Consider the following 13,443-nt stretch of genomic DNA (forward strand, 5'->3'; position numbering starts at 1 on the left):
GCACAAAGCAACATGCCAGAAACTGAATACGGCAGGTCGCCCGGGACGCGTCCCGGCAAAACGCTGCGTAATCCGCTCCGGGATCCCCGTGACCGCCGTTTGAACCGGATTGCCGGCCCGTCCTCGCTGGTGCTCTTCGGAGTTACCGGTGACCTTGCCCGCAAGAAGCTCATGCCGGCTGTGTATGACCTGGCCAACCGCGGGCTGCTGCCGCCGAGCTTTGCACTGGTGGGTTTTGGGCGCCGGGAGTGGACTGATGAGGATTTCGCCGGCCAGGTGAAGGCCTCCGTCCAGTCCTACGCGCGCACGCCTTTTGATGAGGCGGTGTGGAACCAGCTGTCCGAGGGCATCCGTTTTGTCCAGGGTGAGTTTGACGACGACGGAGCCTTTGAGCGTCTGGGCGAGACGATCAAGGAACTCGACGACGTCCGCGGTACCCGCGGGAACCATGCGTTCTATTTGTCGATCCCGCCGAAGGCATTCGAGCAGGTCTGCCGGCAGCTGTCCAAGCACGGCTTGGCGCAGGCCGAGGGGGACAAGTGGCGGCGCGTGGTGATCGAGAAGCCGTTCGGGCACGACCTTGAGTCGGCGCGGAAGCTGAACGACATTGTGGAGTCCGTGTTCCCGCAGGATGCGGTGTTCCGGATCGATCACTACCTGGGTAAGGAAACGGTCCAGAACATCCTGGCGCTGCGGTTCGCGAACCAGCTGTTCGAGCCGTTGTGGAACGCGAACTACGTGGACCATGTCCAGATCACCATGGCCGAGGACATCGGCACCGGCGGCCGGGCAGGCTATTACGACGGCGTGGGCGCGGCCCGGGACGTGATCCAGAACCACCTGCTCCAGCTGCTGGCGCTGACGGCGATGGAGGAGCCGATCTCGTTCAACGCCGATGACCTGCGCGCGGAGAAGGAAAAGGTCCTCGCCGCCGTCAAGCTCCCCGAGGACCTGTCCACGCACTCGGCGCGCGGCCAGTTCACCGGCGGCTGGCAGGGCGGCGAGCAGGTCCAGGGCTACCTGGAGGAAGAGGGCATCCCGGCCGATTCCACCACCGAGACCTTCGCGGCGATCCGGGTGGACATCCACACCCGCCGCTGGTCCGGTGTGCCGTTCTACCTGCGCGCGGGCAAGCGCCTGGGCCGGCGCGTGACCGAGATCGCGGTGGTCTTCAAGCGTGCACCCAACCTGTTGTTCCGTGACCACGGGGAGGATGACTTCGGCCAGAACGCCGTGGTGATCCGGGTCCAGCCCGATGAAGGTGTGACCATCCGGTTCGGCTCCAAGGTGCCGGGCACGCAGATGGAAGTCCGCGACGTGACCATGGACTTCGGCTACGGCCACTCCTTCACCGAATCCAGCCCCGAGGCCTATGAGCGGCTGATCCTGGACGTGCTCCTGGGCGAGCCGCCGCTGTTCCCGCGGCATGAGGAAGTGGAGCTGTCCTGGAAGATCCTTGACCCGTTCGAGGACTACTGGGCCACCCTGGACGAACAGCCCGAACCCTACGCCCCCGGCTCCTGGGGCCCGGCCAGCGCCGATGAGCTGCTGGCCCGCGACGGACGAACCTGGAGAAGGCCATGATCGTAGACCTGCCGGACACCACCACCTCCAACGTGTCCAAGAAGCTGATGGCGCTGCGCGAGCAGGGCGGCGTGATCGCCCTGGGCCGGGTGCTGACCCTCGTGGTGGTCACCAAGTCCGGCCTCGAAGAAGAAGCAATCGAGGCGGCCAACGATGCCAGCCGGGAACACCCCTGCCGGATCATCGTTCTCGCCGACGCTGGAGCCGACGCCGAAGACCGGCTGGACGCCCAGATCCGGGTGGGCGGTGACGCCGGCGCGTCCGAGGTGATCGTGCTCCGCGGCTACGGCCAGCTCTCCCACGAGTCCGAGTCCCTGGTTGCGGCACTGCTGCTCCCGGACGCGCCGATCGTGGCCTGGTGGCCGCACGGCGCCCCGGAAAACGCCTGCGAAACCTCCATCGGGCGGATCGCGCACCGCCGGATCACCGACTCCGCCAACGAACCCGACCCGCAGGCGGCACTCGCCCGGATCCACAAAACCTACCGGGCCGGTGATACGGACCTGGCCTGGACCCGCCTGACCAACTGGCGGATCCAGCTCGCGGCGGCCCTGGACGAAGTGGACTCCTCGCCGGTGACCGCGGTCGCCGTCGAGGGTGCCTCGGACTCCCCGTCCACCATCCTCCTCGCGGCGTGGCTCACCCTTGCCCTGGAGGCGCCGGTGACCATCGTGGCGGACCCCGCCGGAACCGGTATCCGCCGGGTCCGGCTCACTCGCCCCGGCGGCGACGTCCAGCTCTTCCGCCCGGGACTGTCCGTGGCCGAGCTGACCCAGCCGGGCCAGCCCGCCCAGCGGATCTCGCTGCCGCGCCGCAGCCTCCGCGACTGCCTGGCCGAGGAGCTGCGACGCCTGGACCCGGACGAAGTCTTCGGCGAAGTGATTACTATGGGACTGCCACGAACCAATCTAAGGAGCGTCCGACCCAGTGAGCGTTGAGCCAAGAGTAAGCATCCATCCGGATTCGTCGGTGCTGATGGCGGCCATTGCGGCCCGCCTGATTACCAAGCTTGTTGATGTTCAGGACAAGTACGGTGAAGCCACCGTGGTGCTGACCGGCGGCACGGTGGGCATCGGCACGCTGAAGGCTGTTGCTGACTCTCCGGCTGCTCCCGCAGTCAACTGGTCGAAGGTCAATTTCTGGTGGGGAGATGAGCGGTTCGTCGCCTCGGATGATGCTGACCGGAACACCAAACAGGCGTACGACGCGCTGCTCTCGCACATCCCGGTGGACCCTGACCGTGTCCACGAGCCCGGCTCAGCCGACCAGTTCGGCAGCCCGGAGGAGGCAGCGGAGGACTATGCGCGCCGCTTGCGCGAGGCCGCCGCCGAGGAACACGCATCCGACATGTCCGATGACCGGCCGGAGGAGCCTTCCGCGCTCCCCCGCCTGGACGTTGTCCTGCTGGGCGTGGGACCGGACGCACACATCGCGTCACTCTTCCCCGAGCAGGGCGGCATCCGGGAGAAAACCCGCACCGTGGTGGGCGTCCGCAATTCGCCCAAACCCCCTCCGCTGCGTGTGTCCCTGACACTGCCGGCCATCAATACGGCTGCCGAAGTATGGATGGTGGTGGCCGGTGAGGACAAGGCCGGCGCTGTGGGGCTGGCCCTTGCCGGCGCCAATCCCGTCCAGGTTCCCGCTGCCGGTCCGCGTGGCACATCACGAACCCTGTGGCTGATCGACGAAAACGCCGCCTCACGCGTCCCGCATCAGCTCGTCCGGAAGGACGCTGCGGGCGCGTAGCTTTTCCAGCGCTCCAGCCAGGAGGTCTTCGGCGTCCTGGCTGGAGCGCCGCTCTTTAACGTATTCCAGGTGGCTCTTGTAGCCGTCCTCCAGGATGTCCGTGTCAGCAAGAGCCACGCCGTCCCGGGCTGCAGCCGTCCCGCAGTGCCGGCAGTCCCACACGGCCGGGATCTGGTCCTCGGGGAGTTTGAGGAAGACGAGCTGCGTTTCGTGTCCTTTGGCGCACAGGTACGAGATCCGGATGCGGGGAAGGTCGTTCCCGTGGGCTCCGGTCTCCAGGCTGGTCCCTGTTCCCGCCGTTGCGCCCGCCCGGGTGCCCCGGAAACCTGATGTTGGATGAATCATCGAGACTCCTGCCTGTGTTAAACAGAACTGTGGCTGCCGGAGAACCGACAGCCACAGTTTAGTTCGCGGACCGGCGCCGCGGCAGTGCCCGCGCCGAACCTTTTAGGCGGGAATCAGGAGTCGCCGCTGCCGGTGAAGCGCATGATCAGTCCCAGGGCGATGATCACGATGCCCCACGTGACGCCGAGGATGATGGTGAACCGGTTCAGGTTGCGCTCTGCCACGCCTGAGGAGCTCAAGCCAGAGCTCATGCCGCCACCGAACATGTCGGACAGTCCGCCGCCCCGTCCCTTGTGGAGGAGGATCAGCAACGTCAGCAGGAGGCTGGTGATGCCAAGGAGGATCTGCAGAATGACATGAAGAACGTCCACGACGGCCTTTCAGAAAGTTGGAATGACGGGAGTGTGCGCGCCGGGACGGACTAGTCCGTCACCAGGTGACTCTCGAACCTGACAATATTAGCAAACTCGGCCGGATCGAGGCTCGCGCCACCCACCAGCAGGCCGTCCACGTCGCGTTCCTTCAGGATGGCGGCGGCGTTGTTGGCCTTGACCGAACCGCCGTACAGGAGACGCGTCTTGGCAGCAGTTGCGGCATCGAACAGGGACTCAAGCTCGGCGCGGATGGCGGCACACATTTCCTGTGCATCTGCCGGCCCGGCAACTTCGCCCGTTCCGATGGCCCAGACGGGCTCGTAGGCCACCACAAGCTCGGCGGCCTGCTCGGGGCTCAGCCCGGCGACGCCGGCGCGGAGCTGGGCAAGGGTGTGCTCGACGTGCGTGCCTGCCTGTCGGATCTCCAGGCCTTCGCCCACGCAGAGCACGGGAACGAGGTTGTGCTTGAAGGCAGCCTTGACTTTGGCATTGAGGACGTCGTCAGATTCTTTATGGATGGTCCGCCGCTCACTGTGGCCCACCAGGACGTACTTGCAGCCCAGCTTGTTCAGGAACTGGCCGGAGATGTCGCCGGTGTAGGCGCCGGAGTCGAACTGGGAAAGGTCCTGGCCGCCGTAGGCGACATCCAGGTCGTCGCCCTGGACCAGGGTCTGCACGCCGCGGAGATCGGTGAACGGGGGGAAGACGGCAACCTCCACCCGGCTGTAGTCGTGCTTGGCATCCGAGAGGGTCCAGGCAAGCTTCTGCAGGAGGGTGATGCCCTGGACGTGGTCCATGTTCATTTTCCAGTTGCCCGCGATGAAGGGCTTGCGGTCAAAAGCGCCGTTCGTTGACGATGTCACGTGTTCTCCAAAAAAGTCAGAATAAGTGTGCGGCCGGCAGGCTGCCGCGGGGCAACCTGCCGGCCGGAGGACGAAAGAGCATTGACGCTCTACCGATCCAGGACGCTGAGCCCCGGGAGTTCCTTGCCTTCGAGGTATTCCAGGCTGGCGCCGCCACCGGTGGAAATGTGGCCGAACTGGTCATCGGCGAACCCGAGGGTGCGGACTGCGGCGGCTGAGTCGCCACCGCCCACAACCGTGAAAGCTCCGGTTTCGGTGAGGGCCTGCGCGATGGCGCGGGTACCGGCGGAGAACGCCTCGAATTCGAACACACCCATGGGGCCGTTCCAGAAGACGGTCTTGGCACCCTTGATCCGGTCGGCGAAAGCGGCTGCCGAGTCGGGTCCGATGTCCAGGCCGATGCCCTGCTCACCGAAGCTGCTGCCCTCGATGGCGTCGGCGGCGACGGTCTCGTGGGCGGCGTTGGCGGCGAACTTCTCCGCCACCACCACGTCCGTGGGCACCACAAATTCGGTGCCGGCATCCGCTGCCCGCTTCAGGTAGTCCTGGACCACGGGGATCTGGTCTTCTTCGAGGAGGCTGGAGCCAACCTTGTGCCCGGCCGCGGCAAGGAACGTGAACAGCATGCCGCCGCCCACCAGGATGGTGTCTGCCTTGCCGAGCAGGTTGTCGATGACAGCCAGCTTGTCCGAGACCTTGGACCCGCCGAGCACCACCACGTAGGGGCGCTGGGTGTCCGCGGTGAGCTTGCGCAGAACCTCCACCTCGGTGTGCACGAGGTCGCCGAGGTAGGACGGCAGCCGGGTGGCGACGTCGTAGACGCTGGCGTGCTTGCGGTGCACGGCCCCGAAGGCGTCGTCCACGTAGGCTCCGTTATCGCCCGTCAGGGCCACCAGCTCGTCAGCGAAGGCGCCGCGCTCGGCGTCGTCCTTGCTGGTTTCGCGGGCATCGAAGCGCACGTTCTCCAGGACCAGCACTTCACCGTCCTGGAGGGAGGCGGCAGCTTCCTTGGCGGAGCTGCCCACGGTATCCCCGGCCAGCGTGACCTTGAAGCCGGCCAGTTCGGCCAGGCGGGAGGCCGCAGGCTTGAGGGAGTACTTTTCCTCCGGGGCGCCCTTGGGGCGGCCGAGGTGGGCTGTTACCAGCACGCGGGCACCGGCGTCCGTGAGCTTTCGCAGGACTGGCAGTGAGGCCTTGATCCGGCCGTCGTCAGTCACTGTAGAGCCGTCGAGCGGCACATTCAGGTCACTTCGAACCAGAATGTACCGCCCGCGGACACCTTCAGCGATCAGTTCGTTGAGGGTGTGAGATGTCATGTGTCTAACCCTAGCCCAGCTTGGACGCGACAAGCTCCGTAAGGTCAACGAGCCGGTTGGAGTAGCCCCATTCGTTGTCGTACCAGGAAACAACCTTGACCTGGTTGCCGATCACCTTGGTGAGGCCGGAGTCGAAGATGGACGAGGCAGGGTCGCCGACAATGTCGGAGGAGACGATGGGCTCGTCCGTGTAGGTCAGGAAGCCCTGCAGTTCCTCGGATTCAGCGGCACGCTTGAGGGCGGCGTTGACTTCCTCCACGGTGGTCTCGCGGGAGACGGTGACGGTGAGGTCGGTGGCGGAGCCGGTGGGGACGGGAACGCGGATGGCGTAGCCGTCCAGCTTGCCCTTGAGCTCGGGGAGGACCAGGCCGATGGCCTTGGCTGCACCGGTGGACGTGGGCACCATGTTGACGGCTGCGGCGCGCGCACGGCGCAGGTCCTTGTGCGGGCCGTCCTGCAGGTTCTGGTCTGCGGTGTAGGCGTGGACGGTGGTCATCAGGCCACGTTCGATGCCGAACTCGTCGTTGACCACCTTGGCCAGCGGGCCAAGGCAGTTGGTGGTGCAGGACGCGTTGGAGATGATGTGGTGCGTCGCGTTGTCGTACAGGTTGTGGTTGACACCCATCACGATGGTGATGTCCTCATCCGATGCCGGGGCGGAGATCAGGACCTTCTTGGCGCCGGCGTCGATGTGCTTCTGCGCATCGGCGGCCTTGGTGAAGAAGCCGGTGGATTCGATCACGATGTCCACGCCCAGCTCGCCCCACGGGAGGTTGGCGGGATCGCGCTCTGCCAGGACCTTGACGACGTTGCCGTTGACGACGATGTTGCCGTCCTTGACCTCGATGGTTTCCTTCAGGCGGCCGCCCACGGAGTCGTACTTGAACAGGTGGGCGAGGGCCTCGGGGCTGGTGAGGTCGTTGACTGCAACGATCTCCAGGTCCGCGCCCTGTGCCAGGGCTGCGCGGAAGTAGTTGCGGCCAATACGGCCAAAGCCGTTGATACCAATACGGGTCGTCACTTTTTCAGTCTCCTTGGTGCTTTGAGAAGCACAACTAGTTGAGCGGGCGTTCAAGCCAACTAACAGATCCCGCACGCCATTGGGCAGAGATGATTTACAGACGGAGGGCGACCAGCCTCATTGCTGAAGGCTAACCGCCTTCCGTGACCTATCTTACGTTTAACTGGGTCCGCCCCCGCAAGTGCGGGGGCGGACGGTCCACATTGCGGTTGGTTTAAGTCCGAATGTGAAGTTTGTTACAGGCGCGTGTAGCGCTGATCACTACGGGAGGGTGATGAGTCCCGTGGCGTTGGTGCGTGCAGCCTCGAAGCGCTTGGCGACGTCGGCCCAGTTCACGATGTTCCAGAACGCCTTGACGTAGTCGGCCTTGACGTTGACGTAGTCCAGGTAGAAGGCGTGCTCCCACATGTCCAGCATCAGCAGCGGGATGGTGCCCAGTGCCGTGTTGCCCTGCTGGTCGTACAGCTGCTCGATGACCAGGTTTCCACCGATGGGCTCGTAGGCCAGGAAGCCCCAGCCGGAACCCTGCAGGCCGAGGGCGGCCGCGGAGAACTGGGCACGGAATGCGTCGAAGGAACCGAAAGCGTCGTCGATGGCCGCAGCGAGCTCACCTTCGGGCTTGTCGCCGCCGTCCGGGGAGAGGTTGTTCCAGAAGACGGAGTGGTTGACGTGTCCGCCGGTGTGGAACGCGAGGTCCTTCGAGAGCCGGTTGATGTTCGCGAAGTCGCCCTTCTCGCGGGCTTCGGCCAGCTGGGCCAGGGCGTTGTTGGCGCCGGCCACGTAAGCGGCGTGGTGCTTGCTGTGGTGCAGCTCCATGATCCGCGCAGAAATGTGCGGCTCCAGGGCGGCGTAGTCGTAGCTGAGTTCAGGCAGTACGTACTCGGTCACAAAATCCTCCATCATCGTGGACACTCGGTCCGGTTGGTACATCTCGGATTGTGCATCCGGGCATCTGGCACCCGGAATCTTTTTGATTCTATGGGCCTGTTACTCGTCCAGCATTTCAGGCGTCACATTGGCGTCCGTTCCGGGGATGCCCAGGTCAAGGGCACGTTTGTCCGCCATGGCGAGCAGCCGGCGGATCCTGCCCGCGATGGCGTCCTTGGTCATCACCGGATCCGCCAGGCGGCCCAGTTCGTCGAGGCTGGCCTGCTTATGGGCGACCCGCAGTTCGCCGGCGTACTTCAGGTGCTCGGGGACGTCGTCGCCGAGGATTTCCAGCGCCCTGTCCACCCGCGCGCCGGCGGCCACGGCAGCCTGGGCTGAGCGGCGCAGGTTGGCGTCGTCGAAGTTGGCGAGCCGGTTGGCCGTTGCCCGGACTTCCTTGCGCATCCGGCGCTCCTCCCACACCATCAGGGCGTCGTGGGCGCCCATGCGGGTAAGGAGGGCTGCGATGGTGTCGCCGTCCCGGATGACCACGCGGTCCACTCCCCTGACCTCGCGCGCCTTCGCCTGGATGTCCAGCCGGCGGGCCGCGCCCACCAGTGCCAGCGCGGACTCCGGGCCGGGGCAGGTGACCTCCAGCGAAGAGGACCGCCCGGGCTCCGTGAGCGAGCCGTGGGCCAGGAACGCGCCGCGCCACACCGCTTCGGCATCGGCTGCGGAGCCGTTGACGACGGCGGAGGGCAGCCCCCGCACCGGCCGGCCGCGGCCGTCGAGGAGGCCCGTCTGCCGGGCCAGCGCCTCGCCGTCGCGCACAACACGGACCACGTAGCGGCTGGCGCGCCGCAGACCCCCGGCTGAGACAACGATGATTTCGCTTTGGTGTCCGTAGACTTCGGCGATGGCCGCGCGAAGGCGGCGGGCTGTGGAGGCCAGGTCCACTTCGGCTTCGATCACGATCCGGCCGGAGATGATGTGGAGTCCGCCGGCGAAGCGCAGCATGGCTGAGACTTCCGCCTTCCGGACTGATGACTTTTTGATGTCCAGACGGGAAAGTTCTTCCTTGACTGATGCTGTCAGTGCCATGGCACCTTCCTAACTGTTCCCGAAAATGTCGTGGTACGCCGTTGCCAGACGGAGGGGGTCATGGACGGGTCGGCGGCCCGACGCCCCTACTTTACCCAAGACCACCTCGGCTCCGATCATCGCGGCGGCCTTCTCGAACTCCGGCAGGTCGGGAACCGAGGCGGGGTCGGCCAGGACAACATCAATGCTGAAATCGGGAGCGTAGCGCCGCAGGACGTGGAGGTGGTCGGCGGCCGTCATGCCGGAGGTTTCCTTAGTGTCCGTGGCCAGGTTCATGGTCAGGAGGCGTTTGGCCGGGGTGTGGCACAGCGCCTGGCGCATCTCGGGGAGCAGCAGGTGCGGCAGGACCGACGTGTACCAGGATCCGGGGCCAAGGATCACCCAGTCCGCCAGTTCGATGGCCGAAAGTGCTTCAACGCAGGCGGGGGCCGCTTCGGGCAGCAGCCGCACCGCTTCCAGGGACCCGGCAACGGCGCAGCGCGCCTGGCCGTGGATCGTCTGGAGCTGCGAGGTGCCGTCCGCCGCGGTGACCCGGACATCGCCTTCGATGGTCAACGGCTCGGTGGACATGGGCAGGACCTGGCCGCGGGCACCGAGCAGCGCCCCCGCCCACCGCAGCCCCGCAACTGCGTCGCCGAGCAGTTCCCACAGGGTGACAATCAGCAGGTTGCCGGTTGCGTGGTCGTCCAGGGAGCCGCCCGGTCCCTTGCCGGGACGGAAGCGGTGCTGCATCACGTCCCGCCACGTGCGGCCCCAGTCCGTGTCGTCACACAGGGCGGACAAGGCCATGCGCAGATCCCCGGGCGGGAGGACGCCGTACTCGTCGCGCAGACGCCCGGAAGATCCGCCGTCGTCCGCTACAGTGACGATGGCGGTGAGCTCGCTGGTGAGCAGGCGCAGCGCCGAGAGGGAGGCCGACAGGCCGTGGCCGCCGCCGAGTGCCACAACATTGCGCCCTTTGTCCTGCTGGTTGGCCGCCGTTCCGGCAGGCGGAACCAGCGGCAGGGCCCCGGTGAACAGCGACATTACTCCCGGCCCAGGTCCCGGTGCGTGGTGGTCACGGTGACGCGCGGGAACTGGGCCAGCTTCTTGGACAGTTCGACGGCGACAGCCACCGAGCGGTGTTTGCCGCCGGTGCAGCCCACGGCGATGGTGGCGTAATGCTTGTTCTCGCGGCGGTAGCCGTCCAGGACCGGTTCCAGCGCCATCACGTAGCGGTCCACGAAGTTCTTGACACCTTCGGCTTCGAGGACGTAGTCGCTGACGTCCTTGTCCAAGCCGGTATGCGGGCGGAGCTGGGGCACCCAGTGCGGGTTGGGAATGAACCTGACATCCGCCACATAGTTGGCGTCGACGGGCAGCCCGTACTTGAAACCGAAGCTCATGATGTTCAGCCGCAGGGCCACGGGGCCGGTCTCGCTGAAGAGCTCGGTGATGGCGTTGGCCAGGCCGTGGACGTTGTAGCCCGACGTGTCCAGCACGACGTCGGAGCTGTCGCGAAGTTCCTGCAGCAGCTCCCGTTCGGCAGCGATGCCGTCGAGGATCCGGCCGCCGCCCTGGAGCGGATGGGGCCGGCGGCCCTGCTCGAAGCGGCGGACCAGCACGTTGTCGCTGGCGTCGAGGAAGAGGACGCGGAAGGTGACGCCGCTGGCCGCCAGTGCTCCCAGCGCCGCCCGGATGTCTGCGAAAAGACCCTTGCTGCGGACGTCGATGACCACGGCAAGCCGCGGGATGGACTGCGGGGCGTGCGAGACGAGCTCGGCGAGCGTGCCCAGCATCTGGGGCGGCAGGTTTTCCACGACATACCAGCCGTGGTCCTCCAGCGCGTCAGCAGCCGTGCTCCGCCCCGCTCCGGACATCCCGGTGACCACCAGCAGTTCCGCTTCGAGCGGCTTGACGGGCTGCATCCCGTCTTCGCCTGCTCCGGATTCCGCCGTTGTGTCTGCCATTAAGTCCGCCCCGTTTCTTCAGTTGCCTGGTGGGGACGGCCCGCGTTGGCCCGCACCCCTCCCCAACCCTAGCTAAGAATCGGTGGAGTCCGCCAAGTTTCAGCAGACGCGGCCGGATTTTGGTTGATCCTCTTGAGTTTTGCGCATTTCGGCGTGCCGGTGTCCTCCGTCAGCCTTCGAGGACTTCACCGGTGGTCATGTTGATGGCCGGCACCGGCGACGCTTCCGGTCCGCTCCCCGAGAAGTGGTTCACGATGGCGCTGGCCAGGGCTGGACCGATGCCCTTCGCTTCCGACAGTTCGGCCGCCGACGCTGCCTTGACGCCTTTGACCGAGCCGAAGTGCGCGAGCAGGGCCTTGCGTTTGGAGGCGCCCAGTCCCGGCACGCCGTCCAGCGCGGAAACCGTCATGGCCTTTCCACGCTTTTGCCGGTGGAAGGAAATGGCGAACCGGTGGGCCTCGTCGCGGATCCGCTGCAGCAGGTACAACCCCTGGGACGTCCGGGGCAGGATCACCGGAAAATCGCTGTCCGGCAGCCAGACTTCCTCCAGCCGTTTGGCCAGGCCCACCACGTACACGTCATCAATGCCGAGGTCTTCGAGTGCGCGTGCCGCTGCATTGACCTGGGGTTTGCCGCCGTCCACCACCACGAGGTTGGGCGGATAGGCGAACTTGGCCCGCGGCGCCGGCGTGGTGGTGTCCAGCAGGGCGCTGTCCTCCGGGACGGCTGCCAGGCCGGGTTCTGCCTTGGCCCGTTCTGTCTGGCCGGATTCTGCCTGGACCAGTTCCGCCCCTGCCGCGTTTGCATCGTCAGTTGCCCCGCCCGCGTTGAGGACCGATTCGTCCACCTGCGCCGACTTGTCCTTCAGGTAGTGCCGGAACCGCCGGGTCAGGACGTCATGCATGGCTGCGGTGTCATCGGACGCCGCGGCACCGGTGATGGAAAACTTCCGGTAGTCGGACTTCTTGGGCAGCCCGTCCTCCACCACCACCATGGAGGCCACCACGTTGGTGCCCTGCACGTGCGAAACGTCAAAGCATTCGATGCGCAGCAGCGGCACGGGCAGGTCCAGGGCCTCCTGGAGTTCCTGCAGCGCCTGGGACCTGACAGTGAGGTCACCGGCGCGGCGGGTCTTGTGGAGCTTGAGGGCATGTTCGGCGTTTTCACGGACAGTGGACATCAGCGCGGCTTTGTCCCCGCGTTGCGGCACCCGGATGTCCACCTTGGCGCCGCGCATTCCGCTGAGCCATACCGTGAGCTCCGCCTCATTGCTGGGTGCGACGGGCACCAGCACTTCCCGTGGCAGCCTCCCATGGCTCTGGTCCTCATCCCCGTACACCTGCTGCAGGAGGTGCTCCACCAGATCAGGAGTGGTGGAGTCCTCCACCTTCTCCACCACCCAGCCACGCTGGCCGCGGATCCGGCCGCCCCGGACATGGAACACCTGGACGGCGGCTTCCAGTTCGTCCTCATGGAGGGCAAAGACATCGGCGTCGGTGTCTTCGGCGAGGACCACCGCGTTGCGTTCGAAGACCTTGCGAAGCGCGCTGATGTCATCGCGCAGCCGTGCCGCCCGTTCGTAGTTCAGCTCGGACACGGCTTCGGCCATCTGCTTTTCCAGCTTGCTGATAAAGCGCTTGGCTTCGCCGCCCATAAAAGCGCAGAAATCCTCGGCCAGGGCCCGGTGGTCATCAGGCGAAATCCTGCTGACGCAGGGCGCGGCGCACTTGTCGATGTAGCCCAGCAGGCAGGGCCGGCCGCTGGCCTCGGCGCGCTTGAACACGCCCGCACTGCAGCTGCGGACCGGAAAGACGCGGAGGAGGGTGTCCATGGTTTCCCGGATGGCCCCCGCGGTGTACGGACCGAAGTAGCGCGTGCCCTTTTTCTTGTCTCCGCGCATCACCTGGACCCGCGGATACTTTTCGCCCATGGTCACGGCGAGGTAGGGGTAGGTCTTGTCGTCCCGGAAAACAACGTTGAACCGGGGCTTGAATTCCTTGATCCAGGTATATTCCAGTTGCAGCGATTCCAGTTCGCTGCCCACCACTGTCCATTCCACGCTGCTGGCCGCATGGACCATGGCATAGGTCTTGGGCAGGAGCCCGGCCGGGTTGGCGAAGTACGAGTTCAACCGGGACCGGAGGCTTTTGGCCTTGCCCACGTAGATGACCCGTCCGTTCGGGTCACGGAACCGGTACACCCCGGGATTGGTGGGGATCTCGCCGGTTTGCGGGCGGTAACTTGCTGGATTTGCCACCTATCCAGTCTACTGAGGCG

At 65.9% G+C, this 13,443-nt stretch carries 13 protein-coding genes; 3 read left to right on the forward strand and 10 right to left on the reverse strand.

The genetic code is table 11. The features are described from left to right. Positions 1-12 precede the first annotated feature (12 nt). From zwf to pgl, 3 genes are read left to right on the forward strand one after another with little or no spacing between them, the layout of a single operon-like run. Positions 13-1,584, forward strand: a complete 1,572-nt coding sequence (zwf, locus tag QRN11_RS17680) for a glucose-6-phosphate dehydrogenase (protein ID WP_285313836.1) — start codon at positions 13-15, stop codon at positions 1,582-1,584. Beyond that, the gene (locus QRN11_RS17685; RefSeq protein WP_285313837.1) at positions 1,581-2,522 is read left to right on the forward strand and encodes a glucose-6-phosphate dehydrogenase assembly protein OpcA; all 942 of its coding nucleotides are present in this window, start codon (positions 1,581-1,583) and stop codon (positions 2,520-2,522) included. The genes zwf and QRN11_RS17685 overlap by 4 nt, the downstream gene beginning before the upstream one ends. Continuing rightward, positions 2,512-3,330 (forward strand): 6-phosphogluconolactonase, encoded by an 819-nt coding sequence (gene pgl, locus QRN11_RS17690; protein WP_285313838.1) that lies wholly within the window; start codon positions 2,512-2,514, stop codon positions 3,328-3,330. Before QRN11_RS17685 ends, pgl begins: the two co-directional genes overlap by 11 nt. Here the strand turns inward: pgl and QRN11_RS17695 are convergent. The 10 genes from QRN11_RS17695 to uvrC form a co-directional block, all read right to left on the reverse strand. Next, complete coding sequence (locus tag QRN11_RS17695; RefSeq protein ID WP_091418775.1) at positions 3,283-3,675, reverse strand: RNA polymerase-binding protein RbpA; 393 nt, start codon at positions 3,673-3,675, stop codon at positions 3,283-3,285. The two genes, pgl and QRN11_RS17695, sit on opposite strands and share 48 nt — an antisense overlap. A 113-nt stretch (positions 3,676-3,788) precedes the next feature. Further along, a complete protein-coding gene (gene secG, locus QRN11_RS17700) occupies positions 3,789-4,046 on the reverse strand; it encodes a preprotein translocase subunit SecG (RefSeq protein ID WP_050055341.1) in 258 nt (85 codons plus the stop codon). A 50-nt stretch (positions 4,047-4,096) separates the two neighbouring features. Beyond that, positions 4,097-4,912, reverse strand: coding sequence for a triose-phosphate isomerase (gene tpiA / locus QRN11_RS17705; RefSeq protein WP_285313839.1), 816 nt, complete (start codon positions 4,910-4,912; stop codon positions 4,097-4,099). A gap of 89 nt (positions 4,913-5,001) precedes the next feature. Next, complete coding sequence (locus QRN11_RS17710; RefSeq protein ID WP_091418773.1) at positions 5,002-6,228, reverse strand: phosphoglycerate kinase; 1,227 nt, start codon at positions 6,226-6,228, stop codon at positions 5,002-5,004. Positions 6,229-6,238: 10 nt separating this feature from the next. Next, positions 6,239-7,249 carry a type I glyceraldehyde-3-phosphate dehydrogenase gene (gap, locus tag QRN11_RS17715; protein WP_050055344.1) on the reverse strand — a complete coding sequence of 337 codons (1,011 nt, stop codon included), beginning with the start codon at positions 7,247-7,249 and terminating at the stop codon, positions 6,239-6,241. Positions 7,250-7,510: 261 nt separating this feature from the next. Then, the gene (locus QRN11_RS17720; protein ID WP_091418932.1) at positions 7,511-8,137 is read right to left on the reverse strand and encodes a superoxide dismutase; all 627 of its coding nucleotides are present in this window, start codon (positions 8,135-8,137) and stop codon (positions 7,511-7,513) included. A gap of 99 nt (positions 8,138-8,236) precedes the next feature. After that, positions 8,237-9,217, reverse strand: coding sequence for a DNA-binding protein WhiA (gene whiA, locus QRN11_RS17725; RefSeq protein ID WP_050055346.1), 981 nt, complete (start codon positions 9,215-9,217; stop codon positions 8,237-8,239). Positions 9,218-9,226: 9 nt separating this feature from the next. Beyond that, a complete protein-coding gene (locus QRN11_RS17730) occupies positions 9,227-10,243 on the reverse strand; it encodes a gluconeogenesis factor YvcK family protein (protein WP_091418772.1) in 1,017 nt (338 codons plus the stop codon). After that, positions 10,243-11,166, reverse strand: coding sequence for an RNase adapter RapZ (gene rapZ, locus QRN11_RS17735; RefSeq protein ID WP_285313840.1), 924 nt, complete (start codon positions 11,164-11,166; stop codon positions 10,243-10,245). The genes QRN11_RS17730 and rapZ overlap by 1 nt, the downstream gene beginning before the upstream one ends. Before the next feature lie 169 nt (positions 11,167-11,335). Then, entirely contained in the window at positions 11,336-13,423 is a 2,088-nt protein-coding gene (gene uvrC, locus QRN11_RS17740) for an excinuclease ABC subunit UvrC (RefSeq protein ID WP_285313841.1), read from the reverse strand. Positions 13,424-13,443: the final 20 nt, after the last annotated feature.

Origin of the sequence: Pseudarthrobacter sp. fls2-241-R2A-168, from assembly GCF_030209335.1 — a bacterium.
GTDB lineage: Bacteria > Actinomycetota > Actinomycetes > Actinomycetales > Micrococcaceae > Arthrobacter.